26 protein-coding genes are annotated in these 26188 nt (G+C 42.3%); 19 read left to right on the top strand and 7 right to left on the bottom strand.

The window, feature by feature from the left end:
- Nucleotides 1–5 precede the first annotated feature (5 nt).
- From atpE to ACWPKD_RS09200, 17 genes are all read left to right on the top strand, one after another.
- Nucleotides 6–203, top strand: coding sequence for an ATP synthase F0 subunit C (gene atpE, locus ACWPKD_RS09280; RefSeq protein ID WP_300057376.1), 198 nt, complete (start codon nt 6–8; stop codon nt 201–203).
- A gap of 79 nt (nt 204–282) precedes the next feature.
- Nucleotides 283–774, top strand: coding sequence for a F0F1 ATP synthase subunit B (locus tag ACWPKD_RS09275; RefSeq protein ID WP_455412402.1), 492 nt, complete (start codon nt 283–285; stop codon nt 772–774).
- A 6-nt stretch (nt 775–780) separates the two neighbouring features.
- Nucleotides 781–1308, top strand: coding sequence for an ATP synthase F1 subunit delta (atpH, locus tag ACWPKD_RS09270; RefSeq protein ID WP_455412401.1), 528 nt, complete (start codon nt 781–783; stop codon nt 1306–1308).
- Nucleotides 1309–1345: 37 nt separating this feature from the next.
- A complete protein-coding gene (atpA, locus tag ACWPKD_RS09265) occupies nt 1346–2920 on the top strand; it encodes a F0F1 ATP synthase subunit alpha (protein ID WP_455412400.1) in 1575 nt (524 codons plus the stop codon).
- Nucleotides 2921–3003: 83 nt separating this feature from the next.
- Complete coding sequence (atpG, locus tag ACWPKD_RS09260) at nt 3004–3861, top strand: ATP synthase F1 subunit gamma (protein WP_455412399.1); 858 nt, start codon at nt 3004–3006, stop codon at nt 3859–3861.
- 211 nt (nt 3862–4072) lie between these two features.
- Nucleotides 4073–4738: a hypothetical protein gene (locus ACWPKD_RS09255; RefSeq protein WP_455412398.1), complete on the top strand. Its 666-nt coding sequence runs from the start codon at nt 4073–4075 to the stop codon at nt 4736–4738.
- Between the two features lies 1 nt (nt 4739).
- On the top strand, nt 4740–5861 hold the full coding sequence (locus ACWPKD_RS09250) for a hypothetical protein (protein ID WP_455412397.1): 1122 nt from the start codon (nt 4740–4742) through the stop codon (nt 5859–5861).
- 24 nt (nt 5862–5885) lie between these two features.
- Complete coding sequence (locus ACWPKD_RS09245; protein WP_455412396.1) at nt 5886–7700, top strand: OmpA family protein; 1815 nt, start codon at nt 5886–5888, stop codon at nt 7698–7700.
- A 42-nt stretch (nt 7701–7742) separates the two neighbouring features.
- Nucleotides 7743–8513, top strand: a complete 771-nt coding sequence (locus ACWPKD_RS09240) for an ABC transporter permease (RefSeq protein WP_455412395.1) — start codon at nt 7743–7745, stop codon at nt 8511–8513.
- Nucleotides 8514–8516: 3 nt separating this feature from the next.
- Nucleotides 8517–9347, top strand: coding sequence for an ATP-binding cassette domain-containing protein (locus ACWPKD_RS09235; protein ID WP_455412394.1), 831 nt, complete (start codon nt 8517–8519; stop codon nt 9345–9347).
- 10 nt (nt 9348–9357) lie between these two features.
- The gene (locus ACWPKD_RS09230) at nt 9358–10740 is read left to right on the top strand and encodes an AAA family ATPase (protein WP_455412393.1); all 1383 of its coding nucleotides are present in this window, start codon (nt 9358–9360) and stop codon (nt 10738–10740) included.
- 157 nt (nt 10741–10897) lie between these two features.
- On the top strand, nt 10898–12370 hold the full coding sequence (locus ACWPKD_RS09225) for a lipopolysaccharide biosynthesis protein (RefSeq protein WP_455412392.1): 1473 nt from the start codon (nt 10898–10900) through the stop codon (nt 12368–12370).
- A gap of 36 nt (nt 12371–12406) precedes the next feature.
- On the top strand, nt 12407–12841 hold the full coding sequence (gene dut, locus ACWPKD_RS09220; RefSeq protein WP_455412391.1) for a dUTP diphosphatase: 435 nt from the start codon (nt 12407–12409) through the stop codon (nt 12839–12841).
- Nucleotides 12842–12924: 83 nt separating this feature from the next.
- A complete protein-coding gene (locus ACWPKD_RS09215; protein ID WP_455412390.1) occupies nt 12925–13935 on the top strand; it encodes a sugar phosphate nucleotidyltransferase in 1011 nt (336 codons plus the stop codon).
- Nucleotides 13936–15285, top strand: coding sequence for a tetratricopeptide repeat protein (locus ACWPKD_RS09210; RefSeq protein WP_455412389.1), 1350 nt, complete (start codon nt 13936–13938; stop codon nt 15283–15285).
- On the top strand, nt 15285–16052 hold the full coding sequence (locus ACWPKD_RS09205) for a DUF4292 domain-containing protein (RefSeq protein WP_455412388.1): 768 nt from the start codon (nt 15285–15287) through the stop codon (nt 16050–16052). Before ACWPKD_RS09210 ends, ACWPKD_RS09205 begins: the two co-directional genes overlap by 1 nt.
- A gap of 20 nt (nt 16053–16072) precedes the next feature.
- Nucleotides 16073–17317, top strand: coding sequence for a murein hydrolase activator EnvC family protein (locus tag ACWPKD_RS09200; RefSeq protein ID WP_455412387.1), 1245 nt, complete (start codon nt 16073–16075; stop codon nt 17315–17317).
- Nucleotides 17318–17372: 55 nt separating this feature from the next.
- Here ACWPKD_RS09200 and ACWPKD_RS09195 read toward each other — a convergent pair whose 3' ends face one another.
- Together ACWPKD_RS09195 and ACWPKD_RS09190 are read right to left on the bottom strand one after the other, a co-directional pair.
- Nucleotides 17373–17888: an acyl-CoA thioesterase gene (locus ACWPKD_RS09195; RefSeq protein ID WP_455412386.1), complete on the bottom strand. Its 516-nt coding sequence runs from the start codon at nt 17886–17888 to the stop codon at nt 17373–17375.
- A 73-nt stretch (nt 17889–17961) separates the two neighbouring features.
- Entirely contained in the window at nt 17962–18900 is a 939-nt protein-coding gene (locus tag ACWPKD_RS09190) for an HU domain-containing protein (RefSeq protein ID WP_455412385.1), read from the bottom strand.
- A gap of 255 nt (nt 18901–19155) precedes the next feature.
- Between ACWPKD_RS09190 and dprA the strand changes: the two genes are divergently transcribed.
- Nucleotides 19156–20262: a DNA-processing protein DprA gene (gene dprA, locus ACWPKD_RS09185; protein ID WP_455412384.1), complete on the top strand. Its 1107-nt coding sequence runs from the start codon at nt 19156–19158 to the stop codon at nt 20260–20262.
- Nucleotides 20263–20356: 94 nt separating this feature from the next.
- Here dprA and trpS read toward each other — a convergent pair whose 3' ends face one another.
- Nucleotides 20357–21325, bottom strand: a complete 969-nt coding sequence (trpS, locus tag ACWPKD_RS09180; protein WP_455412383.1) for a tryptophan--tRNA ligase — start codon at nt 21323–21325, stop codon at nt 20357–20359.
- A 69-nt stretch (nt 21326–21394) separates the two neighbouring features.
- Between trpS and ACWPKD_RS09175 the strand changes: the two genes are divergently transcribed.
- Nucleotides 21395–22141: a lysophospholipid acyltransferase family protein gene (locus ACWPKD_RS09175; RefSeq protein WP_455412382.1), complete on the top strand. Its 747-nt coding sequence runs from the start codon at nt 21395–21397 to the stop codon at nt 22139–22141.
- Between the two features lie 99 nt (nt 22142–22240).
- Here ACWPKD_RS09175 and ACWPKD_RS09170 read toward each other — a convergent pair whose 3' ends face one another.
- The 4 genes from ACWPKD_RS09170 to recA form a co-directional block, all read right to left on the bottom strand.
- Nucleotides 22241–23998 carry an outer membrane beta-barrel protein gene (locus tag ACWPKD_RS09170; protein WP_455412381.1) on the bottom strand — a complete coding sequence of 586 codons (1758 nt, stop codon included), beginning with the start codon at nt 23996–23998 and terminating at the stop codon, nt 22241–22243.
- Nucleotides 23995–24540 (bottom strand): RNA polymerase sigma factor, encoded by a 546-nt coding sequence (locus tag ACWPKD_RS09165; RefSeq protein WP_455412380.1) that lies wholly within the window; start codon nt 24538–24540, stop codon nt 23995–23997. The genes ACWPKD_RS09170 and ACWPKD_RS09165 overlap by 4 nt, the downstream gene beginning before the upstream one ends.
- Nucleotides 24541–24556: 16 nt before the next feature.
- A complete protein-coding gene (locus ACWPKD_RS09160) occupies nt 24557–24970 on the bottom strand; it encodes a hypothetical protein (RefSeq protein WP_455412379.1) in 414 nt (137 codons plus the stop codon).
- Nucleotides 24971–25062: 92 nt separating this feature from the next.
- Nucleotides 25063–26067, bottom strand: coding sequence for a recombinase RecA (recA, locus tag ACWPKD_RS09155; protein WP_455412378.1), 1005 nt, complete (start codon nt 26065–26067; stop codon nt 25063–25065).
- Between the last annotated feature and the right edge of the window lie 121 nt (nt 26068–26188).

Genomic DNA, 26188 nt, shown 5'->3' with positions numbered 1-26188 from the left:
TTATTATGGTATTAGCTGGAATCGGTGCTGGATTAGCTGTAATTGGAGCTGGAATCGGTATTGGAAAAATTGGTGGATCTGCTATGGACGCTATGGCAAGACAACCAGAAGCTGCTGGAAAAATCCAAACTGCAATGATTATTGCTGCTGCTCTTATCGAGGGTGTTGCATTATTCGCTGTAGTAGTAGCATTAATTGCTTAGTAATTAAAGTAAAAAGTTTCGCAACGGTTGGTTGCGAAACTTTTTAAAAAAGTAAAACACAAACTTAATATATAGAAATATGAACTTAACTTCACCGGAAAGTTTAATTTTTTGGACATCGATAATCTTCTTGGTATTCTTCTTCTTGATGAAAAAGTTTGCCTGGAAACCTATCTTGGGTGCTGTAAAAAGCAGAGAAGAGTCTATCAACAACGCTTTGGCAGCTGCAGAAACTGCTAAGAAAGAAATGATGAACCTCAAAGCTGACAACCAAAGATTGTTGGACGAGGCTCGTGCAGAAAGAGATACGATGTTGAAAGAAGCTCGTGAAATCAAAGAAAAAATGATTGCTGATGCTAAATCCGAAGCGCAGATTCAAGGTGCTAAAATGATTGAGCAGGCTAAAGCTTCTATCGAAAGCGAGAAAAATGCTGCTATGGCTGAATTGAAAACGCAGGTTTCCGGTCTTTCTTTGGAAATCGCTGAGAAATTATTAAAAGGTGAACTTTCTAACAAAGAATCTCAAACGGTTTTGGTTGAGAAAATGTTAGACGAAGTAAAATTAAATTAATCGTATATGTCAAGAGTAGCGATTAGATACGCCAAAGCTATTTTGGATATGGCCAACTCGAACGGGAAAGCGTCGCATGTAAACGAGGACATGAAGTCTATTGTTGCTTCGATTGCAGAAAACGCAGAGTTGAAAGATTTTTTAGCGAACCCTACAGTTAAGGGAGAGGTTAAACTATCGGTTTTGTCGGAAATATTTGCTTCGGCCCAAAACGAAACAAAAGGTTTGTTCCGGTTGTTGTTGGAAAACAAACGATTTGAAATCTTACCGGCGATAGCCTCTCAGTACAACTTGTTGTTTGATGAGATGAGCGGCGTGGAAGTAGCGAAAGTTACGACTGCATTTCCGATCACTCCAGAGTTGGAAGCTAAGGTATTGGCTAAAATCAAGGAATTTTCCAATAAAACGGTTACCCTTAAAAATATCGTGGATGAGTCCATCATCGGCGGTTTCATTTTGAGAATCGGGGACAAGCAGTTCAATGCTTCGGTAGCCAACCAATTGCAAACATTAAGAAGAGAACTTTTAAATTAGTATTTACCACACTGAAAAGTGTTAAATTATAAACAGAATGGCAGAAATTAAAGCTGCTGAAATTTCAGCAATATTAAAGAAACAATTATCTGGTTTTGAATCAGGTGCTACCTTAGAGGAAGTGGGAACAGTTCTTCAGGTAGGTGATGGTATCGCTCGTGTTTACGGCTTGTCTAATGCTCAATACGGGGAGTTAGTACAATTCGATAACGGGTTGGAAGCTATTGTATTGAACCTTGAAGAAGATAATGTAGGGGTTGTATTATTAGGGCCGTCTACCGGGATCAAAGAAGGTTCAACTGTAAAGAGAACGCAGCGTATCGCTTCTTTAAAAGTTGGTGAGGAAATGGTAGGTCGTGTTGTGGATACTTTAGGGTTCCCAATCGACGGTAAAGGACCAATCGGTGGTACTCTTTACGAAATGCCATTGGAAAGAAAAGCTCCGGGAGTTATCTTCCGTCAGCCAGTAAACGAACCGTTACAAACAGGTATCAAATCAATCGATGCGATGATCCCTGTAGGTCGTGGACAGCGTGAGCTTGTAATTGGTGACCGTCAGACTGGTAAGACAACCGTTTGTATCGACACTATCCTAAATCAGAAAGAATTCTACGATGCTGGGAAACCGGTATTCTGTATCTATGTTGCTGTAGGTCAAAAAGCATCTACAGTTGCAGGAATCGCTAAAACATTAGAAGAAAAAGGTGCAATGGCGTATACCGTTATCGTTGCAGCTAATGCTTCTGACCCTGCTCCAATGCAGGTATATGCTCCAATGGCAGGTGCTGCTATCGGGGAGTATTTCCGTGATTCAGGGCGTCCGGCTTTGATCATTTATGATGATTTATCAAAACAGGCGGTAGCTTACCGTGAGGTGTCTTTGTTGTTAAGAAGACCACCAGGTCGTGAGGCTTACCCTGGAGACGTATTCTACTTACACTCCCGTTTATTAGAGAGAGCTTGTAAAGTAATTGCGGACGACAGCATCGCTAAAAATATGAACGATTTACCGGAATCGTTAAAACCAATCGTTAAAGGTGGTGGTTCGTTAACAGCGTTACCAATCATCGAAACACAGGCGGGAGACGTTTCGGCTTATATCCCAACGAACGTAATTTCGATTACTGACGGACAGATCTTCTTAGAGTCTGACTTGTTCAACTCAGGGGTTCGTCCGGCGATCAACGTAGGTATCTCTGTATCTCGTGTAGGAGGTAACGCGCAGATCAAATCAATGAAAAAAGTATCAGGTACGTTAAAATTAGACCAGGCTCAGTTCCGTGAGTTAGAGGCGTTCGCAAAATTCGGTTCGGATTTGGATGCAGCTACGATGAACGTAATCGAGAAAGGTAAACGTAACGTGGAGATCTTAAAACAAGCGGTTAACACGCCGTTTACTGTAGAAGATCAGGTTGCGATTATCTACGCAGGTACTAAAAACTTATTGAGAAACGTTCCCGTAAACAAAGTAAAAGAATTCGAGAAGGATTTCATCGAGTACTTGAACGCAAAACACCGTGATACGTTGGATGCTTTAAAAGCAGGTAAATTCGACGATAACATTACGGATGTTTTAGAAAAAGCAGCGAAAGAAGTTTCTGCAAAATACTAATAAGTTATTTTAAATTTTGAATTATAAATTGTAAATGGGTTCCATAATTTATAATTCAGAATTTATAATTTAAAATATTATAAATGGCAAATTTAAAGGAAATACGTAACAGGATCAGTTCCGTTTCATCTACGATGCAGATTACATCGGCGATGAAGATGGTATCTGCCGCAAAGCTGAAAAAAGCACAGGATGCAATTACGGCGATGCGCCCTTATGCCGAAAAATTAACGGAGTTAATCCAAAACCTGAGTGCTTCCCTGGAAGGTGATTTCGCAGGGCAGTACACCCAACAAAGAGAGGTGAAGAAAGTTTTAGTGGTTGCTATTACTTCTAACCGTGGTCTTTGTGGGGCATTCAACTCTAACGTTTTGAAACAGGTTAGAAACTTAACCGAGACGCATGGTCAGCATAACATTGGTGTTTTCGCTATTGGTAAAAAAGCAAACGATCAGTTGCACAAAACCAATCACGTGATTGCAAACCGAAGTGATGTTTATGACGATTTGACGTTTGACAATGTGGCCCATATCGCTGAATCACTGACGCATTTGTTTGTGGACGGTGAGTACGATAAAATCGAATTGGTGTACAATCAATTCAAAAATGCAGCGACTCAGACAGTGGTAACGGAGCAGTTCTTACCATTGGCACCGTTAGCGGCTAAAGAAGTAGCTACATCCGATTACATTTTCGAACCGTCGAAAGAAGAAATCGTGTTAACGTTGATTCCGAAATCATTAAAAACACAATTGTACAAAGCCATCCGCGATTCGTTTGCTGCAGAGCACGGAGCACGTATGACCGCGATGCACAAAGCAACGGATAACGCAACGGATTTAAGAAACCAGTTGAAGTTAACGTATAACAAAGCCCGTCAAGCTGCTATTACCGGAGAAATTCTGGAGATCGTAGGTGGCGCGGAAGCTTTGAAAAGCTAAGCAATACAGTTCAATACATAAAAGAGCCGGCATTTGTCCGGCTCTTTTTTTTTGCGCGCCTTTTAAATCCATTTCGGGAAGGTGTTGAAAAATGAAAAAGATTTGATGCAGATAACTTGTGGAAAATATGTATTTTTATTTTTTTTAAGAATAGTAGTAACTTTTTTTAAAGTGCTACGTATAATCTCAGGAAACAATAAGAAACTAACCAATGAGCAAAGACAGTTTTAACTGGAAAAGTCTTTTTATAAACGAGTCCGAAAATAACGATACGTCAAAAAAAGAAGAACAAGCAGCCGCCCCTATCCAAACCAATAGCTTTCCTGATGCAGCGGCTATGCCCTCTCAAGCCCTTTCTGGGAACAACCCTTTTCTGGGTGAGATCGTAGAGGTGTATCAAAAAGGTTTTGAAGGTCTTAATGCAGAAGGCTTCGATTTTTTCGAACTGTACAAATCGGTTCAGGCCGTAGGGGTTACCAATCCGCAAAGCTATCAGATGGCCTTTACTATGGGGAAAACCATCAACCCTAATTTGTCCAAAGATTTTTTATTGGAGAAAGCAAAATTTTATATTGCTGAAATTGATAAAGTATATGCAAAGTACGATTCTACGGGAACTTCCAAAAAGATGGAATTGTCCAACAAAATCACCTTAGAGAAAACGGCTTTGGCAACTGGTATAACGTCTTTGGAAAGCAAAATCGCCGATCTTCAGAAAGAACTCAGCCATAAGAAAGCCGAGCTGGAAAAAATAGACTTGGTCAACCAGGAGCATTTTTCGGAGCTGGATCTTAAAATTGAAGCGAACAACATGGCCAAGAAAAGAATTCTGGATTCAATCAATACCGTAATCACCGGTATCAACCAATATTTATAAGATGAATAAATTCGAACAGGAAAAAAGTACTCTTTTAGAGTTACCGATATTAAAACACTTCGATGAGTCAAAAGGTGAAATTGCCCTACAGTCCAATGTTTTGAAAAAAGGCGAAAAGTCTTTGTTTTGGGCGCTTGCCTTAGGTTTATTGGGAATTGGAGGTTACCTTGTCTGGACCTACATCATTCCGCCATTATTCACAATGTTAGGACAGGCCATCGCGCTTTCCGCCACCGGAATTTTCCTGGTGTTCCTGGTGATGATGTTCCCGGTAATCATGAAAGGGCTTCGTTTTGCGACCAAAAACCTTCACAAGGCGTTAATCCACAGCAATCCTTTTAACGAACTGGAAGAACAAAAACAGAAGATGATCAAAAACAGGGAAATCTTCAAAAACACCAAAGCCAAATTAAAAGGGCTTAAAAACGAAATGGAAATCGAGGCATCCAAATCCGAAAAAGAAGCACAGAAGTTTCAGGAAGACGTGTTGAGTTTACAGCGTCAGTCGGAAAAACTGAAAAATGCGATGGATGAAATGGTGCGCATTAACGGTGCGGGAGCCAAAGATACTGACGAATACGTAGCGTTGCAAAGTGAGTTGGCAAAAAAACTAAGCGATTCACAGCGTATCTCTAACCAATACGAGCAAAGCAAAAGCTTTATCCAGAAATACGGTGTGCGTGCAAACGTTTTAGGGAAAATGGACCGTAAACTGACCTTGGCCGGAACCGCTATCGATATCAAAATTGCTGATTTCGACGCGACCGTTACGATGCTGAGAAAAGAATACGAATTCGCTAAAAATGCCAAAGCCGCAACAGAAAGTGCCAAAAGCGCGATGATGTTTACCAAAGACTGGGAATTGGAATATGCTTTAGAAGTGGTAACGACGACCATTGCACAGGATATCGCCCGTACGTCTGAAAACCTTATCGATATCGATTCGTTGACCTCACAATATTCTGTGGATAACGACGAGCTGTACACAAGATTGGATTCCTTGGCTGATAAAATCAAAACCGGGGAAAACACCATTCCGGATTCCACCAAATACACCAGTCCTAACTATAAGATGACTAAAGAGGACAAGCAGCACAGCGGTGGTTTCGGAGATATTTTTTAATTGACAAAATAATAATTATATACGATGGGAAAAATTTTAAGAATAACCAAATTAACAACGCTTTCTGAGTTATTGATTGTTGTAGTAGGTATCGGGGCTATCCTTACTGGGGTATACTTTGTGTCACCGGGGATACAGACTGCAGTTTCCAAACAGTTAACAGGGATCGAATTAAACACGACCGACGTTAACAACGTTACCAATGCGGAGAAAATCGCATTGCCTTCCAAAGAAGTTTCTTCTGCCGTGAGCAGCAAACCACTAGTGCGAATTGCAGGTTATGCTTGGAATGGACAGTCAGGAATTATCGTTTCCAACGGTGGACCTAAAACGACTAAAGGTTCCCTTATGGAGAAAAACGGCGTAAACCTACAAATCATCCGTCAGGACTGGTTGTCGGAATTGCGCAACATGCAGATGAAATTTATCGAGGAGTTTGACCAAGGTCAGGAATTCCCTTCTTCGGATAAGAGTGCTTTCGCGGTTATGATCATGGGAGACGGAGCACCGTTCTACATCAGTTCCGTGCAAAAAGCTTTAGACGAGAAATACGGTAAAGACAAATATCACTTACAGGTAATGGGTGCTATCGGGATGAGCTACGGTGAGGACAAACTTATCGGACCGCCTAGCTGGAAATCCGATCCTAAATCCATGAAAGGAACTGTAGTTTCTGCAGTATTGGGTGATGGTGACTGGGTAACGACAGTGAACTACTGTTTCGCTAACGGTTTGAAAGTAAACCCAGATCCAACGACTTACGATGCCGATGCAGTAAACATCTATCCGTCTGAAAATGACGATTATATGAAATCAGCTGAGGAATTGATCAAATCCCAGACAACAGGATGGACGGTTTCTTTGAAAGAAGTGAAAAACGGAAAACTAACCGGAAAATCCGTAAACCGTAAAATCGACGGATGTGCCACATGGACTCCTGGTGATAAAACGGTTTTTGATAAACTATCAGGTTTCGTAGACATCGTTTCCACGAAAGAATTCAACAACCAGATGCCAACGGTTTTAATCGGGGTGAAAGAATGGGCGACTAAGAATCCGGATATCGTTTCCAATATTCTTAAATCGGCTTTAACGGCTTCCAACCAGATGAAAAACTATGATGATTGGGCAGTAAGAGCTTCTGAAGCAGTAGCGGATACTTATCAGATTGAAAATGCTGAATACTGGTATAAAATGTTCAAAGGACAACAGGGCACCAAAAACGGTTTAACGTACAACATGGGTGGATCCAAAGTATTCAACTATGCGGATGCCATGCAGTATTTCGGAATGTCAGATGGCGTGAACCGTTACAAATCCGTTTACAACCAGGTATCGACGTATTTAACGGAATTGAACCCATTCAACTTCAATGAAAACGTTGGAAAAGTAACGTCTTATGAAGATGCAGTTAACTTATTCTTCTTAAAAAACATCAATGATATCGAATCAACTTCGGCAGATAAAGCGGATTACTCCGGTCAGGCGACAGAGATCATGGCGTCAGGTGAGTGGAAAATCAATTTCGCTTCCGGAAGTGCTTCGATCCAGAACAACTCTGCCAGAGATCTGGAAAAAATCTACAACCTTTTGATCCAGGCGGAAAACAGTAAACTGACCATCGTAGGACATACAGATAACGTAGGGAAAGCGGATGCTAACCTTATATTGTCTAAAAACAGAGCTCAGGCGATTGTTGATTTCCTTAAGCAAAAAGGAATTCCTGTAAACCGTTTCCAGATGATTGACGGAAAAGGATCAAACGAGCCGGTGGCCGATAACACTACGGAATCCGGAAAAGCTCAAAACAGACGAGTAGTAATCACATTCCTTAAATAATCAAACGAAGGCTACTTGAAAGAGTAGCCTTTTTTTACTGCTATGATTAAATATCTTTTGCCCTTTGAGAAAATTTCCAAGACCAAAAAAACACTGATCTTGGCGGTTTGGATTATAGTATTGTTAGTAGTATGGTTCGTGGGAACCAGCGGTGAAAAGCACCTTTTTCCAACTCCGGCGCAAGTGCTTCAGGGCTTTGGGGAATTGTACCGCGAAGGTTTGGTGGTACACATTTTCAACTCGTTGAAACTTTGTTTTCTGTCGATATTTCTGGCTGTAATCCTTTCCATGTTGTTTGCCTATTCTTGGCCCGTACCGGCGCTCAAATCGGTATCGGAATTTGTCACCAAACTTAGGTTTTTGCCTTTTACGGGGCTTTCGTTTTACATTACGATGATCATCAGCGAAGCCCGAAACATGCAAATCTGGATCATGGTGATTTTCTTAACGACCTTCTTAACAACCTCGCTGATTGCCGTCATTGCAGCCATTCCCGAGGAAGAATTCGATCACGCCAAAACCTTAAAATGCAACCGCATTGAAGTGTTGTGGGAAGTGATTGTCATGGGAAGGATTGACCATGTGATCGATGTGATCCGTCAGAACCTGGCCATCACCTGGATGATGCTCGTAACGGTGGAATCTATCGTAGTGGCTTCCGGAGGTTTGGGCTTTCTGATCAAAAACTCCGACAAATTCATGAACCACGGAAGGATAATTGCCTTGCAGATCATCATTCTTTTGATTGGTTTAGCACTGGACTGGCTCATCAATTTTTTAAGAAAAGCAGTATTCCGATATTCAAAAATATAAAGCATGGGATTCGAATTTAAAGAAACATTACTGTATGTGGAAAACCTGAGTGTGGCCTATGACAAAACAGTAATCATTAAAGATATAAGCTTAACGGAAAAAGACGTGGTGCGCGCTTCAGCGGAAAACACCGGACAGGTTATCGCCATCGTGGGAAGATCCGGCCGTGGGAAATCTACTTTTTTCAAGGCGTTGACGGGTTTGGTACAGCCTTGTGAAGGTAAAATCCTGATCAAAGATTTCGCACGTAACGAAGCCAATGCCGCCAAGCCGGTAACGGAAGGCGATATCGGTTTTGTGGATCAGAAATACACGCTGTTCCGTCATAAAACCGTGAAGCAAACCCTGGAATTTGCCTTGCGAAAAAGCAAATTGTCCAAAGCGGAAAAGGAAGCGAAAATACACGACTACCTGTCCAAATGGGGCTTAACAAAATGTATCGACAAATATCCAAACGAACTTTCCGGAGGGCAGCGCCAGCGTACGGCAATTATCGAGCAATTGTTCTCTTCAGATCAATTCATCGTATTGGACGAACCGTTTTCAGGCCTGGATGTCGGGAACATTGAAGAAGTGAAAAAATCCTTTGCCTTGTTATGCGATTCCTCGGAATTCAACACCATTTTGTTTTCCACCCATGACATCGAATTGGCCATCGAATTGGCGCAGTCCATTTATGTGATCGGTCATCCGACGGTTAATGGCGAATTGCAGCAATACGGTACGGTGGTGGCCAGATACGATTTAAGGGAGATGGACTTGTGCTGGAAAGAGTACGGGGACGAGCACCGAAAACTATTCAAGGAAATTGTTCATCAGATGATGATCTCATAAAGAAAAAAATATGGTTGTATCGGCAACATTTATGCAGGAACTGGAACTTCAGGCAAGAGCCATCCAGAAAGTCTGCGAAACCCTGAATCAGGACGCTGATTTTATTCAGAAACTAAACGGCTTGCGAGCGAATCCGTCCTCGGAATTGCTTTTGAAAACCGAACACTTTCTGTTGTCCGACCTGATTTTTTTAACCAAAAAGCATCAAAATACTTTTACTGTAAAAGCACAATTCATCTTAGCGTATTATTATGATGTGTTGCGCAACGGGATTTATGCCGATAAAACCAGAAGCAAAGAATTTTCGGAACTAGTCGCTTCGAAACCGTTTGAACAGCATTTCCAGAAGATCATGACCAATCATTTTCTACCGGAAACCCTTACGGGAGGGGCTAACAGCAGCATCCTTTCCGTGCTTCCCAAAACCGATGCCAGGAATGCGCAAATTACCGGATTTCTGATAAAATTCCTTCAGGAAGCCTTTTCGATAGAGGCCAAAACGGCCGAGCTTCTTTTTCAGAAGAAAGCCACTACTGGGCAGTCGGACGATTCGCTTGAAAAAGCCTTAAAAGACCTGGACAAACTGATTGGTTTGAAACAGATTAAGAATGACGTGAACGAATTGGTCAACCTGCTAACAATCCAGAAAAAAAGAACCGAAGAAGGACTTAAAAACACCGAAATCACGTTGCATACCGTTTTTTTGGGACCTCCTGGAACCGGAAAAACCACAGTGGCACGATTGCTCTCCAGAATCTACAAACACCTTGGTTTCTTAACCCAGGGACAATTGATCGAGACCGACCGCGAAGGTATGGTAGCGGGTTATGTCGGGCAAACCGCTATTAAAGTGGATGCCTTGGTTAAAGAAAGTATCGGAGGCGTTTTGTTCATCGATGAAGCCTATGCCCTGAACCAAAACGGTTTGGGGAACGATTATGGCGCCGAAGCCGTAAACGTGTTGTTAAAACGAATGGAAGACCACCGCGACGACTTAGCCGTGGTTGTGGCCGGTTACAACGAGCCGATGAAGTTGTTCGTGGAATCCAACCCAGGTTTGCGCTCGCGTTTTACCCGTTATTTCCGTTTCGATCATTTTACAGCGGAAGAACTTTTACTCATCTTTGAAAGCCTGGCCAAACAATCCGATTTTGTACTAGAAGCCGAAGCCAAAGAAAAACTTACCGATACGTTCGAAATGTTGCTGGAGAAAAAAGACGAAGGTTTCGGGAACGCCAGAACAGTGCGGAACCTCTTTGAACGTTGTCTGCAAAATCAGGCCAACCGAATCGTAGGGCTTAAAAAACTGACCAAAAAGAATCTGAAAACCTTAACCGAAGCAGACATTCCCGAGCCTAGTGAAACGGTAGAACAAACGTTCTTCACGGTTTAAAATTTTAAAACAGCATTCCTTATAAAAAAACAAGAGTCCGGATCGTGAGAAATTCGGACTATTTTTTTGCAGGGATAACGGTTAAAGACTATTTTTACAGTATTGATACTGCTTTTGTAAAGGAGCAAAAGCCAATCCTCTTTAAGCAACAGTTATTTTGAGTTTATATAAAAACCTTTTCAAGCAAACCTTTATTTACGGAATCGCGACGGTGCTTCCGCGGATGTTGAGTTTTTTGCTGGTTCGTTTGCATACGGATTTAATGCCTACAGCAGCCTATGGCGATGTAACCATAGTGCTGTCCTTGATGGTTTTCTTCAACGTGATTTTATCGTACGGAATGGAAACTTCCTTTTTCAGATTCTACAACAAAGAGGAGGATAAGAACCGTGTAATCGAAACCACTACAATTTCTATTTTTGTAACATCAATGCTCTTTCTGATAGTGGCCCTGTTGTTTCGGAACACCTTGGCAGTGATGGCTAATGTCGAGACACAATATGTTACGTATGCAATTTGGATCCTTGTTTTGGACGCCTTAAGTATCATTCCGTTTTCGAAACTTCGTGCACACCAAAGACCCATACGATACGCTGTGATCAAAATCGGTAATGTTATCATCAATCTGGGACTGAATGTGTTCTTGTTGTACTTCCTGCCTAAAATGGCACAGACAAGTCCGGAAGGTTTTTGGTCGGGCTTTTATATAGACGATTTTCAGGTGGGTTATATTTTTATAGCGAATCTGATTGCCAGTTTAGTAACGCTTTTGGTGTTTGTTCCGGATTATTTTTCATTGAAATGGCATTTTGATTTCCCGTTGTGGAAAAAGATGCTGCAATACGGCTGGCCTATCCTTTTTGCCGGTCTGGCTTTTGGGATCAACGAGCATTTTGACAAAATCCTGCTGGGGAATTTATTGCCGGAAAGTATTGCCAAAGCAGAAGTGGGAGCTTATGCGGCCTGCTATAAAATAGGATTGTTCATGGTATTGTTCCGACAGGCGTATACTTTAGGCATCGAACCTTTTTTCTTCAGTCATGCCGGTAATGAAAACGCGCCGCAAACCTATGCCACGGTCACAAAATATTTTGTCATCTTCGGTTCCCTGATTCTTCTGGGTGTTGTGGTATTCTCCGATGTGTTAAAAGTAATCCTTATCGGGAACAGCGACTATTGGGAAGCGATGAAGGTCGTGCCGCTTATCATTCTTGCTAATTTCTTCCTGGGCATTTACACCAGTCTTTCGGTTTGGTATAAACTGATTGACAAAACCAAAATCGGAGCCTATATTTCAGTGGTAGGAGCTGTTATTACCTTGGTTTTGAACTATCTGCTAATTCCGAAATTCAGCTATATGGGTTCGGCGGTTGCCACGTTGGCGGCTTACGGGTCCATGATGTTCATCTCCTATTACCTGGGGAACAAATACTATCCGATTCCGTATGATAAAAAACGGATTTTTGGCTATTTAGGCGTGTCTACGCTTTTGGCCGGGCTTTCTTTTTACGTTGATATTTTCCGTGAAAGCTATATTTTCGGGATTGTGGCCATGCTGATTTTCGGCTATTTCATCTATCACAACGAAAAAGAAACTTTACTGCGCATTCTTAAGCGAAAAACGGCTTAATTTTTTTACTTTTAGACTTTAATACTTGTACCGATAATGACAATCAAAATCATCAATAAATCAGAACATCCGTTACCGAGTTACGAAACCCATGCGTCAGCCGGAATGGACCTGCGTGCCAACATTTCCGAACCAATTACTTTAAAACCTCTGGAAAGAGCTTTGGTGAAAACCGGCCTTTTCATTGAGCTGCCTGTCGGATATGAAGCCCAGGTGCGACCAAGAAGCGGTCTGGCTTTCAAAAAAGGGATTACGGTTTTGAATTCGCCCGGAACCGTCGATGCGGACTACCGTGGGGAAATCGGGGTAATTTTAGTAAATTTATCCAACGAGCCTTTCGTGGTGGAAAACGGCGAGCGCATTGCCCAGTTGGTGATTGCCAAGCATGAAAGAGCCGAATGGCAGGAAACTTTCGAATTGTCGGAAACCTCAAGGGGCGAAGGTGGTTTCGGAAGCACCGGAGTAAAATAAGTAGTCAGTCACAGTTTTCAGTTGGTAGGTTGTAATCAAAAAGAGTTCAGATTTAGCCAACTGTGTTAAAAAGAAAATACAATATGAAAATCATAGTACCTATGGCCGGACGCGGTTCCCGTTTACGACCACATACTTTAACCATACCAAAACCTTTAATCCCGATTGCCGGAAAACCGATCGTGCACCGTTTGGTGGAAGATATCGCCGGGGTGATCAACCAGCAGATTGACGAAATTGCATTTATCATCCACGAAAGTTTCGGGAAACAGGTGGAAAATGACCTGATTGCCATCGCGGAAAAATTAGGTTCAAAAGGAACGATTTATTACCAGAATGAAGCCCTGGGGACAGCCCATGCGATCATGTGTGCCAAAGAAAGTATGAGCGGACCAATCGTGGTTGCTTATGCAGACACACTATTCCGTGCCGATTTTACGTTAGATACTACAGCGGACAGTGTGATTTGGGTAAAACAGGTGGAAGACCCGAGCGCTTTTGGTGTAGTACAGTTAAACGAAAACAACCAGATTGTGGATTTCGTGGAAAAACCGAAGGAGTTTGTGTCGGATCTGGCCATCATCGGAATCTATTATTTCAAAAGCGGGGAAGCCCTTCGTTCGGAATTGCAGTACCTGTTGGACAACAATGTGGTGAAAGGCGGCGAATACCAATTGACGGACGGTCTGGAAAATATGAAACAGAAAGGCTTGAAATTCGTGCCCGGAAAAGTAGACGAATGGATGGACTGCGGTAACAAAGATGTAACCGTGGAGACTAATTCAAGGATGCTGAACTTCCTGCACAAAGACGGGGAGAACATGATTGCAAGTACGGTACGTATTGATAATTCGACCATTATTCCACCGTGTTTTATTGGGGAGGATGTGATTCTGATCAATTCCACCGTAGGGCCAAATGTGTCCTTGGGGAAAGCGACTCATCTGACGGATGTAAAAATCCAGAACAGTCTGGTGCAAACGCACGCGCACATCAGGAATGCGGTATTGGATAATGCCATGATCGGCAACCATGCCACCTTTGACGGAAAATTTAAAAGTATCAGTATCGGAGATTACTCCGTGTTAGACTAAATGAAAAAAGAGCTTATCATACGGTTTTTCCTTTTTGGATGTCTTTGCCTTCCGATGCAGGTCGGTGCGCAGGATAATCCGGATGATATCGCTATGAAAAGTGATGCCTTTGAGACGCATTTTTATGAATCGCTGAAACAAAAAGCTATCGAAAACTACGACAAGGCGATTACCGAGATTCAGCAATGCCTTCAGTTGCAGCCTGCGAATCCGGCACTTTACAACGAATTGGGAAAAAACTTCCTGTCGTTAAAACGGTATCCGGAAGCGGAAAGTGCCTTCAAAAAAGCCATAGAGCTCAACTCGAAAGAGCGTTGGTACTGGAACGGGCTGTACGACGTGTATTATGAAACCAAAGACTACCATAATTCCATCATTGTAGTACAGAAACTGATTGAGTTCGACAAGAAATTCCAGGACGATCTGGCCTCTCTTTACATGTATACCCAGCAGTACGACAAAGCCCTTTTCCTGATTGAAGAAATGGAGCGTACCGTGGGCATCAGTTCTACGTTGGAATTATACAAATTACAGATTACCAACGAGCGCCGCTTTAAAAACCCGCAGAAGGAGCAATTGGAGGAAGCCATCCGCAAAAATCCGAAAGACGAACAGAATTATATCCAGCTGATCTATATTTATTCGGAAAGCAACCAGGAGGAGAAGGCGATGGAGATTGCCAAAAAACTGGAAACCGAAATTCCTGATTCCGATTGGGCGCAGGTAACCCTGTTCAAATTCCACCTGAACAACCGCGATGGGGCCAAAGCTTCCCAGTCGATGTTCCGGGCACTGAAGAGCAGAAAGATCGACAACAAAATCAAGCACCGTATTTTAAACGAGTTCCTGATTTTTGTGAACAATACCAATGCATTTTACAATGAATTGAATGCCGCTATCGAGTATTTCAGCGACAGTGGTGAGATTAATGTGAACAAAGAAATCGGTATTTTCTTTCTCAATAAAAAGAAGACCGACGTGGCGATCGGTTATTTCCAAAAAAGCCTGAAACTTTATAAAGACGACGTTTCCACAGTTGAAGTCCTGCTTCAGGCCTATACAGACAAAGGTCAATTCGACCAGGTTTCCAAAACCGCTTTAGAATACATAGAACTGTTTCCGACCCAGGCCAAACTGTATTATTTTGCCGGACTGGCCAACAATCAGCAAAAAAATTTCAGCGATGCGCTTACTTTTTTAAAATCAGGAATAGATTTTGTGGTAGATGATCCTGAGCTGGAAATTAATTTCAATATACAGTTGGGCGAGGCTTATAACGGTCTTGGGGATAAAAAGAACAAAGAAACCCATTTCATGAAAGCCGAACAGCTTCTTAAATCAAAAAAATAATGCAAAAAATACTGGTGGCCCTTGGGCTTATCTTACTGGTTTCCTGTAAATCGAAGCAAAATCTTGTCTCCGAACAGACGGCGGCGAATTCCACTTCCCTGTCTGCGGTGATCAATGGGCATTATGCCAACAAGAAAGATTTTAAAACGGCGAATTTCAAAGCCAGCGCGCATTACGAAGACAGTAAACAGTCACAGAATGTAACTGCGGAAGTACGCATCAAAAAAGATGAAAAGATCCTGATCATCATTCGTTTTTTCGGAATCACCATGGCCAAGGCTATGATTACACCGGAAAATGTAAGCTATTATGAAAAAATCAACGGAAAATATTTCGAAGGGAATTATAAGCTGTTGAGCAATTGGTTGGGCACCGATCTTGATTTTCAGAAAGTGCAAAACCTGCTTATCGGTCAGGCCATAGACGATTTAACCAGAGGAAAATACCAAGAAAGCATTGAAAGCGGGCTTCATGTTTTAAAAACCGGTGAGCAGGAAGACATCGAAAAATTGTTCATGTTTGAAGGGGCCAATTTCCTGTTGAAGAAAGAAATCGTCAACCAGAAATCCGAGGAGCGTTCCGTGGAAGTGAGTTATCCGTCGCATCAGGAATCACCGAAAGGGATTTATCCGACCGAGATTTTTATCGAAGCCCTGCAAAAAGACAAGGTGACTATCAAAATTAATTACAACACGGTAACGTTCAATGAAGATTTGTCGTTTTCGTATGACGTACCGGAAGGCTACGAACAAATATTTATTGATTAAATTTGCCAAAACTTAAACCAATGCGCAAACTACTTTTTACTTTATTTTTCTTTTGTATAACCGCGGCAGTATGGGCACAGCCCGGTGACGACAAGCAGCGTCAGTTGGAGGAACGCAAGGAACAGATCCAGAAGCAGATTCAGGAGATGCAACGCTTGCTGCAATCCGAAAAGAAAAAAGAGAAAAGTATCCTGGGACAGATTTCACAGCAAAATGCCAAAATCCGTCTGAGCGAGCGCCTGATCAATACCACCTCAAAACAAAAACGATTGTTGTCGGATGATATTTATCTAAAGCAATTGGAAATCAACAGGCTGGGCCGTGAACTGAAAGAACTGAAAGACGATTATGCCAAAATGATCGTCAAGTCCTATAAAAGCCGTTCGGAACAAAGCCGGGTGATGTTTGTCCTTTCGTCCCAAAATTTCCTTCAGGCCTATAAGCGCATGCAGTATATGAAACAGTATGCGAGTTTCCGAAAAATGCAGGGAGATGAAATCAAGATCAAAACCGGACAGTTGCAAGTAGCCTCCAACAAGCTGGAGGTTAAAAAGAAAGAAAAGGAAAAGGTGCTGGTCGAGAGCGAAAAAGAGAAAAAAGAACTTGAACAAGACCGTGCCGAACAGCAGCGTTTAGCCAAAGCCGTTCAGAAAGACAAGAAAAAATATACCGCTGAAATCAAAAAGATGCAGGCGGAAACCAAAAGGATCGATGCGCAAATCCAGCGTATGATCCGTGAAGCGATTGCAGCGGCGAACCGAAAAGCCAAAGAATCCGGCAAACCGGTGGCAGCTTCTTCCGGGGTAGAATCTTCCGCGAAATTCGTCTTGACTACAGAAGGCCAGTTGTTGGCGGATAATTTCAAGGCGAACCGTGGCCGTTTACCGTGGCCGGTGGAAAAAGGCTATGTGTATTCCGCATTCGGAACGCACCCACACCCGGCCTATCCCGATTTGACCATTACTAACAGTGGGGTGGAGATTGGCACACAACCGGGCTCAAACGCCAGAGCGGTTTTCAGCGGGGAAGTGATCCAGATCCAGGTGATCAACGCGAACAACAAAGCGGTGTACATCCAGCACGGGGACTATATTACCGTGTACCAGAATTTAAGCAGCGTTTCCGTTTCCAAAGGCGAGAAAGTAAATGCCAAGCAAAGTATCGGACGCATTCATACGAGTTCGGCCGGAAAAGCCATTATGAAATTCATGGTCTTCCAGAATACCACGACACTCAATCCGCAGAATTGGATCAACAATATGTAAAACATAAAAAAGCCGTTTAAAATTTTAAACGGCTTTTTTTATTTAGGTTCTTTACTTATTCTCCGGAAAATAGTGCTTTCAGTTCGGTAGCATCGGAAGGTTTCATTTTTCCGGCTAAGATAAGGCTCAGTTGTTTTCTTCTCAAGGCGGCATCAAAGCGGCTTTTCTCTTCGTCGGTTTGCGGAATAATGGGTGGCACCGGCACAGGGTTTCCGGTATCGTCCACCGCTACAAAAGTGTAAATTGCGGTCCCGGCGCTGTTTTTAATCCCGGATTCGCGGTCTTCCGTCCAGACATCGATTACAATTTCCATCGAACTGGTAAAAGTACGCGACACCTTCGACTCAATCGTTACCACAGCTCCAAGAGGAATGGCGCGGTTAAAGGCGACGTGGTTTACCGAGGCCGTTACACAAATTCTTCGCGAATGTCTTCGGGCCGTAATACTCGCGGCGCGGTCAACACGTGCTAACAGTTCGCCACCAAATAAATTGTTCAACGGATTGGTCTCGCCCGGCAACACTAAGTCGGTTAGTGTGGTAAGCGAATCGGATGGAAATTTCTCTTGCATTGCGATTATTTTTTACAAAGTTAGCAATAAGGAAATAAAAAAATCCTCTTTTTTTGAGGATTTCGTAATTTTTCTATAATTCTTTGATCAGTACCCAAGCTTCTTTGTTGTGCGTCTTTTGAATTTCTTTCATTTGCTGCTGGGCCTCGGTATAACTTGAATAACTGCCGTACAATACCGGATACATGCCAAATTTGTTCTTTTCCAGACGGATAGGTTCATACCCTAGGCCTTTAAGTTCGTTGAAAATTCTGTCGGCATTGGTTTCGTTCTGGAACGAACCGGCAACCACATGGTAGGGTTTTTTTGCGTTTTCCTTCAGGTTTAAGGTAATTGCGGGAAGCGGGTATTCAATAAGGAAAGTAGCTTTCTGAATTCTATCTTCCACTTTTTCCTGTACCGCTTTCTGCACCATCAGGGTATCATTGCTTAGTTGCTGCTGGTATTGATAGTTGTAGGCCAAACCGCCACATCCTAACATCACGGCAAAAACCGCTGCATATTTCAAGTACGAATAGTTTCGTTTGCGTTCCGGTGTGAAAACAATAGGTGCTTTTTCTTCAAGTTCTTCCACCTGGGCCTTGAAGACTTCACGTTTTACAGCTGGTGAAACCACATGGCTCAACCCAAAAGCATCCGCAAGGTAATTTACAGACGTTATCGGTTCGAATACCCAGTTCCATTCTGCATTCACGGAAATTTCACCAATATTTTTTAAGGAAACGGTTTCTTTTTTCTGAAGCTGTTCTACCCAAAGGCTAACCACATGCTGAATACCGGTAACGGCTTCTTCATAGGAGATTTTTTCCTGCAACGCGATGTGATTCGCCAGCAGACCATCGTTGTTTTTCAGGTGCGGGTTGAACGAGACCACTTTTTTCGGTGGAAAAAAGGTGTTGGTGTTCGTGTCAAGCTGCGCCGAACGGATTTCCGTAAGAAACGCACCAAAACCGGGCACGGTAACACATTGATAACGATATAAGAGGGCCGAGATGTAGTTTTCAATCTTCATATCTACAAATTTAATTATTCAAGGTGTGCAACCAAAAATTATCAACAAATTTTATTAACAATTTGAATTTCGAAGCTATCCTATTGGGAACGAAAGGGTTGGGAATGTTTGCAGGCCCTTTTCCCGTTTTCCTTCCTCCCGATGAAAAATCGGGATCCATCCAACCAGGGCTAGTGAAGCAACCATTTTTAATTTTGTAGGCTTTTTATTTCAAAATAGTATAAAATTGTTTTTCTTTGGACTTTATTATACGCCATGAACACATCTGATTTATTTTACACCTTAGCCCTATTAAAAGTGGAAGGCATAGGGGATATCACCGCCAAAAAGCTTATCCACCACTGTGGTTCCGCGGAAACTGTTTTTTCCAAAACCAAGAAACAATTGCTCGCCATCGACGGGGTTGGGGAAGTGCTATTCCGAAACCTTCAGGATGGACGGGTTTTTGCCCACGCACAAGCCGAATTCGATTTTATCCAAAGAAACAATATTGACGTTACCTTTTATCAGGAGGCCGCCTATCCGGAACGGCTTAAGCATTGTGTGGACGGCCCTGTTGTGTTATTCCAGTCAGGCGCAATTGATCTGTACGAGCGTAAAATCCTCTCCATAGTCGGTACCCGGCAAGTAACGGGTTACGGTGTGGACTTTACCCGAAAAGTCATTGAAGAGCTTGCACCTTTAAATCCTGTTATCATAAGTGGTTTTGCCTATGGGGTTGATATTGTAGCCCACCAGGCAGCGCTGGATTTTGGGCTGCAAACTATTGGTGTCCTGGCGCACGGACTGAATCAGGTTTATCCTAAAGCCCATAAAAAATATGTCGCTAAAATGGAACAGCATGGAGGGTTTCTTACAGAATTCTGGAGCAGTTCCAATCCTGAGCGGGAAAATTTTGTGAAGCGTAACCGCATTGTAGCCGGCATGTCGGAAGCCACGATAGTTATCGAAAGTGCCGAAAAAGGAGGTTCGCTCATCACGGCCACGATGGCCAACGATTACAACCGGGAAGTGTTTGCCGTACCGGGAAGAGCCAGCGACAAATACAGCCAGGGCTGCAACCTGCTGATCAAAACCCAACGGGCCCATCTGCTCAGTTCCGCGGCGGATTTAATTTACCTGCTGAATTGGGAATTGGAATCGGAACCCAAAACCAAACCAATACAAAAGCAACTTTTTGTTGCCTTGGAACCCGAAGAACAATGCATTTATGATTTTCTGCAACAGTCCGGGAAAGAAGTATCCGACAGCATTGCGTTGCACTGTAACCAACCGATTCATAAAATCAATGCCATTCTCCTGAATATGGAGTTGAAAGGCGTTGTGCGGCCGCTGCCCGGGAAACAGTTTGAAGCTATCTGAAAAGAAAGCCACGAAGGCACAAATTTTTTATCGGTTAAACGAAAATATTCGTGAATTCGTGGCTAAAAGTTTAGCTGTGATAAAGGATGATTTCTTAATAGCCTAATTTCTCCCGTACTCTTGCCAAAACACCATCGGCTGTTTTATGGGCCTTTTCGGCTCCCATTTTCAGCAAATGTTCCAGCTCTTCCAGATTGTTGATATAGTAATTGTATTTTTCCCTTTCGGTTTTGAATTTTTCAGTGATTACTTCAAACAAGGCCTGTTTGGCATGACCGTAGCCGTAATTACCGCCTAAGTAATTACCGCGCATGGTTTCGGTTTGCTCCGGAGTAGCCAATAATTTGTATAAGGCAAAAGCGTTACAGGTATCCGGGTTTTTTGGTGCTTCCAAAGGTGTACTGTCCGTTACGATGGCCATCACTTGTTTGCGCAGCGCCTTATCATCAAGGAAAATATTGATGAAGTTGTTGCGTGATTTACTCATCTTTTCGCCATCAGTCCCCGGAATGATCATGATCGTATCTTCGATTTTCGCTTCCGGCAATACAAAAGTTTCCCCCATCTGGTGGTTGAAACGCGAAGCCACATCACGGGTAATTTCCAAATGCTGCAACTGGTCTTTTCCTACCGGAACGAAGTTTGCATCATATAATAAAATATCGGCGGCCATTAACATCGGATAAGTAAACAATCCGGCGTTCACATCGTCCAGACGATCGGCTTTGTCTTTAAACGAATGGGCTAAGGTTAAACGCTGAAACGGAAAGAAACAGCTCAAATACCAAGAAAGCTCAGCGGTTTGCGGCACATCACTTTGTCTGTAAAACGTAACCTTGTTAACATCCAAACCACACGCCAGCCAGGCTGCCGCTACACTATAGGTGTTTTCACGCAACGTTTTCCCGTCTTTAATCTGGGTCACCGAATGTAAATCGGCAATAAAAAGAAACGATTCGTTTTGGGGGTTGGCCGACATTTCGATAGCCGGCAAAATTGCTCCCAAAAGATTCCCTAAGTGTGGCGTTCCCGTACTCTGAACACCGGTTAAGATTTTTGCCATTGTAAAATAATTTTCGCAAAGGTAATCGTTTTGTTAAAATCTATCATCCGAATTGCTATTTTTGGAACTATGAAAGTTTTAAAAATTATTTTTTGGACGCTTTGGCGTATTTGGTTCTACATTTTGGTAACGGTACCGATTATCATCATGTTTCCCATCTTGTTTCTTACGATAGTTTCGGAACGCACTTATCCGCAATTTTTTGTGCTGGCGCGTTTGTGGGCCCGAATCATTTTGTATGGCATGGGCTTCCATTATGAAGTGGAGAAAGAGTATGAGTTGGAGAAGCACAAAAGTTATATGCTGGTGGCCAATCATACTTCGATGATGGATGTGATGCTGATGCTGCTTTTGGTAAAAGACAATCCGTTTGTGTTTGTGGGGAAAAAGGAATTGGTGAAAATCCCGATTTTCGGGTTCTTTTACAAACGTACCTGTATTATGGTGGACCGCAGCAGTTCGAGAAGCCGTTTTGCCGTTTTTGAGCGCGCCCAAAGAAGGATCAATCAAGGCTTGAGCATTTGTATTTTTCCTGAAGGGGGCGTACCGGAAGAAAGCGTTTTGCTGGACGAATTCAAGGACGGGGCCTTCCGTATTGCCATTGAACACCAACTTCCGATTTTACCGATGACTTTTGGGGATGTAAAAGAAAGGTTTTCGTTTACTTTTTTCAGCGGAAGTCCCGGAAAGATGCGGGTCAAAATCCATAAACCGGTGGAAACGCAAGGGAAAAGCATGGAGGATAAATCGCAGATCAAACAAGAAGTTCGCGACATTATCTTAACACAACTGCAGCAGTTCGAAAACCGAAAGTAGTAAAAATAAAAAAGACACTCTAACCCAAAAGAGTGCCTTTTTACGTTTTAACCCACCACAGATTAAAACAACCTAACTAAAACTTAACTTAACTAACTTTTAAAAACGGTAGCTGATACCGGTGTACAACCCAACAAAGTAAGGTTTGAAATTTCCGGATTCACTACTGAACGTATTGAACTGATATTTGAACATCGGTTCAAAATTAGCTTCAAAAGATTTCAAGAAACTGTATCTGAAGCCTAATCCTACGTTGCTGCTTATATGTACTTTATTCAAATTATTTGCTCTTCCTATTTCGGTTGTATTGTTTCCGGACAATAAGGAAACACGGTTGTCATTCAGGAACATGGAGCTGAAACCTCCGATTACATCAATTCCGAAACGTCTGTTTAATACCTTATAGGATACTTCCACAGGAACTTCCACATAGCCGATTTTTTGATTTAGTTCACCGGAATGGAAAGTGGAAACCACACCTCCGCCGTCTTGTGGCAATTCACCTTTTGGCGGCATGTTGATCACCGCAATGCTGTTACCGAAACTGTTGGTGGTTACAAATTCCAGATCCGAACCGTTTGCAGAATCGTAATACACGATATTGTTGGTGTTGTATTCGAAATTAAGGATGTTAAGCCCTGTTCGTAATGTCCATTTGTTGTTTATCGGGTAGCGTAAACCAACACCGTAGCTCATACGGGTCTGATAGCTTTTCGAGTTGTCGTTGAATTTAGGATCAATAACCGATCCGTAACCGTTTACGTTCATGTAGATTGGTGAAGCTACAGAAGAAACGATCCATTTGTTTTCTTTTTTCGCTTTCTCTGCTTTTTTCTCTTCCTCTTCGTCTTCCAAAGAAGCCATTTTTACCACTTTACCGGCAGTAATAGCCGCGGAATCTTTCACCACGCCCATCATGTCTGAAGAAATATGCTTCAGATCATCATGTCCGGAACCGCCAGGGTTTTTAGCAGCTGATGTTTTTGTGTCAGCAGCCATTACATTTGATTTTTCCCTTACGTTTCTTTCTTTCGTTACGGCAGTGCGCGGACGGTTGTTTCTTGTTTCGTATGCGATTTTAGACTCCGCATTGTTTTCATAAAGGATATCGGTTTCGTCATCCGTAACCACGCTGTTTTTAGCAATGGTTTCAGAAGCGTTCGCGTTTTTACCTTTTGTAGTGGCAGTATTGCTGTCAGCATTTGTTATGGCCACCGAAGTGTTTTTCCCGGCAGTTGTCTGCATGCTGAAATCCTTTTTGCCTGAAGCTGTTTTGTCTGAAGCGGCATATTCGCCTTCCGTTGTTTTTTGGTTGCGGCCGGACAGACTGGCTACACTGTTCTTTTTATTGGAAAGTGCTGCGTTTTGTATTTTGGAAGTTGCCGATGTTTTATAAGCGGCAGTTCCTGTTGTTGTGTTTTCTTTTTCTGTTGTGCTTACGGTTGCTGTTTTTGAGGCAGTCGCAGCTTCTTTGCCGGTCATTTCTTCCACTGAAGCATTTTCAGTATTGGAAGGTAAAGCCTCTTTTGGTGTAGCTGCTGCTGAAGATTGCTCTCCCGTTTTAGCGTTTGTAGTGACTACAGCGTCATTAGCATCCGTTTCGATGTTTTTCTTCTCAATAGCGGATTTGTTTCCGAAATCAAAAGGATTGAAATGGAAGGTGTCGCTTACGGAAAAACTAATGATGAAGATGGCGGCAAAGCCACTGAAAATGAGAAACAATGGAAGAAAGTTGAATTTCTTGTTCTTGTGGCTCATTTTAGTTTGAATGTTACCCCATGCCCTTTCCGGCGGCGCAACTTCAAAATCTTTAAATTTTTCCTGAAAGAGTCTGTCTATGTTGTTTCTTTCGCTCATTTTGCAGACTTTATTTTATTACTTTCTTGCTGAGATTCAATTTTCTCTTTTAAAATCATTCTTGCCCTCGCCAAATTAGATTTTGACGTCCCTATGTTAATGTTCAACATGTCAGCAATCTCCTTGTGCGAGTAATCGTCAATCACATAGAGGTTAAAAACCAATCTATAGCGATCCGGCAATTGCTGAATTAACGATACCAGATAATCCATTGAAAGAGAATCTTCCTCAACGTCGACAACCGGGACATCCGGAACATTCTCGTGCAATATTTCAAATACACCTTCAGTACGGTACTTCTGAAGTATAAAATTAATAACTACTCTTTTGGCCCAACCTTCAAAGGAACCCTTGAACTGAAACTGGCCTATTTTATCAAAAATCAATATAAAACCATCCTGCAAATTGTCTTCCGCTTCTTCCCGGTTTCTGGAATATTTCAGACACACTCCGAAAATTTTTGGCGCAAGGAGTCTGTACAGTTGTTCTTGGGCAACCGGACTGTTCTTTTGACATTCTATGACAATTTGCTCTATTCCCAAAACATTTACCGTTGCGCTATTCGGTTATTTCAATATTATACGTTAAAAAAGTATCTTCTCCTGAATTGTTTTTTCCTTTCCAAAACTGAAGGGTATATTCGCCAGCCTCTTCCGGAGTAAATTTAAAATTGCTGGTGGTTGTGCCGTTTCCGTTTAAAGTAGGACAACTCTTTCCAGAAGAATTTACAATAATCGATTCGACAGCTACCTTGCTTAAACCGTTGTTTTTCTGACTGTAAAACTTATTAAAAGAATGACAATCGGTAGGTCGAACAAACTTTACCTGAATGTTGGACATCTGATTTACCCTGAAAGTATTCGGCATGTTCACTTCCGTAACAGGAAGCAGTTCATAAGTTACTTCTTCGGTTTCTTCCTTCTGACAGGAAATAAATAACGAAATCATTAGTAGCAGTAAGAAATTCTTCATACAATCAGGTCTTTATTCATTAGATGTGTTTTTACACAAAAGGTTGCGTGAACCATAAAAAAAATCCCGAATTTTTTTTCGGGATTTTATAATTAAGCATTTTGCTCTTTAATGTACTCTTTAATTTGGTGTTCCAATTCGTCCATTAATTCCGGATTGTCTTTGATCAGGGCTTTCACCGCATCACGCCCTTGGCCTAATTTAGTGTCGCCGTAACTGAACCATGATCCGCTCTTTTTAATGATTTCGAATTCCACTGCTAAATCCAATACTTCTCCGGTTTTGGAAATTCCTTCCCCGTACATGATGTCGAACTCCGCCGTACGGAACGGTGGTGCCACTTTGTTTTTAACGATTTTCACTTTCGTACGATTTCCTAAAACCGTTTCGCCATCTTTAATCTGAGTGGATTTACGAATATCGATACGCACCGAAGCGTAGAACTTCAACGCATTACCACCGGTAGTGGTTTCTGGATTCCCGAACATTACCCCGATTTTCTCACGCAACTGATTGATGAAGAACACTGTACAGTTGGTCTTATTAATGGTAGCGGTTAATTTTCGTAACGCCTGTGACATCAAACGCGCGTGCAATCCCATTTTGGAATCCCCCATTTCGCCTTCGATTTCACTCTTAGGTGTCAATGCGGCTACGGAGTCAATTACCACTAAATCAATCGCACCCGAACGGATTAGGTTTTCGGCGATTTCCAAAGCCTGTTCCCCGTTGTCCGGTTGTGAAATGATAAGGTTGTCGATGTCCACGCCTAATTTTTGGGCATAGAAGCGATCGAACGCATGCTCTGCATCGATAAAGGCGGCTAGCCCTCCTGCTTTTTGAGCTTCAGCAATGGCGTGTAAAGTTAAAGTCGTTTTACCCGAAGATTCCGGTCCGTAGATTTCTACGATTCTTCCGCGCGGGTATCCGTTTACACCTAAGGCTAAATCGATTCCTAATGAACCTGAAGGAATGGCGTCTACTTCTTCAACAGCGGCATCCCCAAGTTTCATCACCGTACCTTTTCCGTAGGTTTTGTCCAACTTGTCTAATGTTAATTGTAAGGCTTTTAATTTGGCTTCTTTCTCTGAACTCATGATACTTAAATTTTGCTAAAATTACTGTTTTTTTTTAAGTTACAAATAAGATGTTATTAACAATCCGATTTATTTTTAACTAACTGATTATCAATATATTTTGAAATTATTTTAAAATGTT

The organism is Flavobacterium pedocola (genome assembly GCF_053764385.1).
Note: the sequence above shows the minus strand (reverse complement) of the source record. Positions and strands in the feature narration are given on the sequence as shown.

Coding starts and splice junctions, on each gene's coding strand:
- atpE (WP_300057376.1), top strand. CDS start 6: ATGGTATTAGCTGGAATCGGTGCTGGATTAGCTGTAATTGGAGCTGGA.
- ACWPKD_RS09275 (WP_455412402.1), top strand. CDS start 283: ATGAACTTAACTTCACCGGAAAGTTTAATTTTTTGGACATCGATAATC.
- atpH (WP_455412401.1), top strand. CDS start 781: ATGTCAAGAGTAGCGATTAGATACGCCAAAGCTATTTTGGATATGGCC.
- atpA (WP_455412400.1), top strand. CDS start 1,346: ATGGCAGAAATTAAAGCTGCTGAAATTTCAGCAATATTAAAGAAACAA.
- atpG (WP_455412399.1), top strand. CDS start 3,004: ATGGCAAATTTAAAGGAAATACGTAACAGGATCAGTTCCGTTTCATCT.
- ACWPKD_RS09255 (WP_455412398.1), top strand. CDS start 4,073: ATGAGCAAAGACAGTTTTAACTGGAAAAGTCTTTTTATAAACGAGTCC.
- ACWPKD_RS09250 (WP_455412397.1), top strand. CDS start 4,740: ATGAATAAATTCGAACAGGAAAAAAGTACTCTTTTAGAGTTACCGATA.
- ACWPKD_RS09245 (WP_455412396.1), top strand. CDS start 5,886: ATGGGAAAAATTTTAAGAATAACCAAATTAACAACGCTTTCTGAGTTA.
- ACWPKD_RS09240 (WP_455412395.1), top strand. CDS start 7,743: ATGATTAAATATCTTTTGCCCTTTGAGAAAATTTCCAAGACCAAAAAA.
- ACWPKD_RS09235 (WP_455412394.1), top strand. CDS start 8,517: ATGGGATTCGAATTTAAAGAAACATTACTGTATGTGGAAAACCTGAGT.
- ACWPKD_RS09230 (WP_455412393.1), top strand. CDS start 9,358: ATGGTTGTATCGGCAACATTTATGCAGGAACTGGAACTTCAGGCAAGA.
- dut (WP_455412391.1), top strand. CDS start 12,407: ATGACAATCAAAATCATCAATAAATCAGAACATCCGTTACCGAGTTAC.
- ACWPKD_RS09215 (WP_455412390.1), top strand. CDS start 12,925: ATGAAAATCATAGTACCTATGGCCGGACGCGGTTCCCGTTTACGACCA.
- ACWPKD_RS09210 (WP_455412389.1), top strand. CDS start 13,936: ATGAAAAAAGAGCTTATCATACGGTTTTTCCTTTTTGGATGTCTTTGC.
- ACWPKD_RS09205 (WP_455412388.1), top strand. CDS start 15,285: ATGCAAAAAATACTGGTGGCCCTTGGGCTTATCTTACTGGTTTCCTGT.
- ACWPKD_RS09200 (WP_455412387.1), top strand. CDS start 16,073: ATGCGCAAACTACTTTTTACTTTATTTTTCTTTTGTATAACCGCGGCA.
- ACWPKD_RS09195 (WP_455412386.1), bottom strand. CDS start 17,888: ATGCAAGAGAAATTTCCATCCGATTCGCTTACCACACTAACCGACTTA.
- ACWPKD_RS09190 (WP_455412385.1), bottom strand. CDS start 18,900: ATGAAGATTGAAAACTACATCTCGGCCCTCTTATATCGTTATCAATGT.
- dprA (WP_455412384.1), top strand. CDS start 19,156: ATGAACACATCTGATTTATTTTACACCTTAGCCCTATTAAAAGTGGAA.
- trpS (WP_455412383.1), bottom strand. CDS start 21,325: ATGGCAAAAATCTTAACCGGTGTTCAGAGTACGGGAACGCCACACTTA.
- ACWPKD_RS09175 (WP_455412382.1), top strand. CDS start 21,395: ATGAAAGTTTTAAAAATTATTTTTTGGACGCTTTGGCGTATTTGGTTC.
- ACWPKD_RS09170 (WP_455412381.1), bottom strand. CDS start 23,998: ATGAGCGAAAGAAACAACATAGACAGACTCTTTCAGGAAAAATTTAAA.
- ACWPKD_RS09160 (WP_455412379.1), bottom strand. CDS start 24,970: ATGAAGAATTTCTTACTGCTACTAATGATTTCGTTATTTATTTCCTGT.
- recA (WP_455412378.1), bottom strand. CDS start 26,067: ATGAGTTCAGAGAAAGAAGCCAAATTAAAAGCCTTACAATTAACATTA.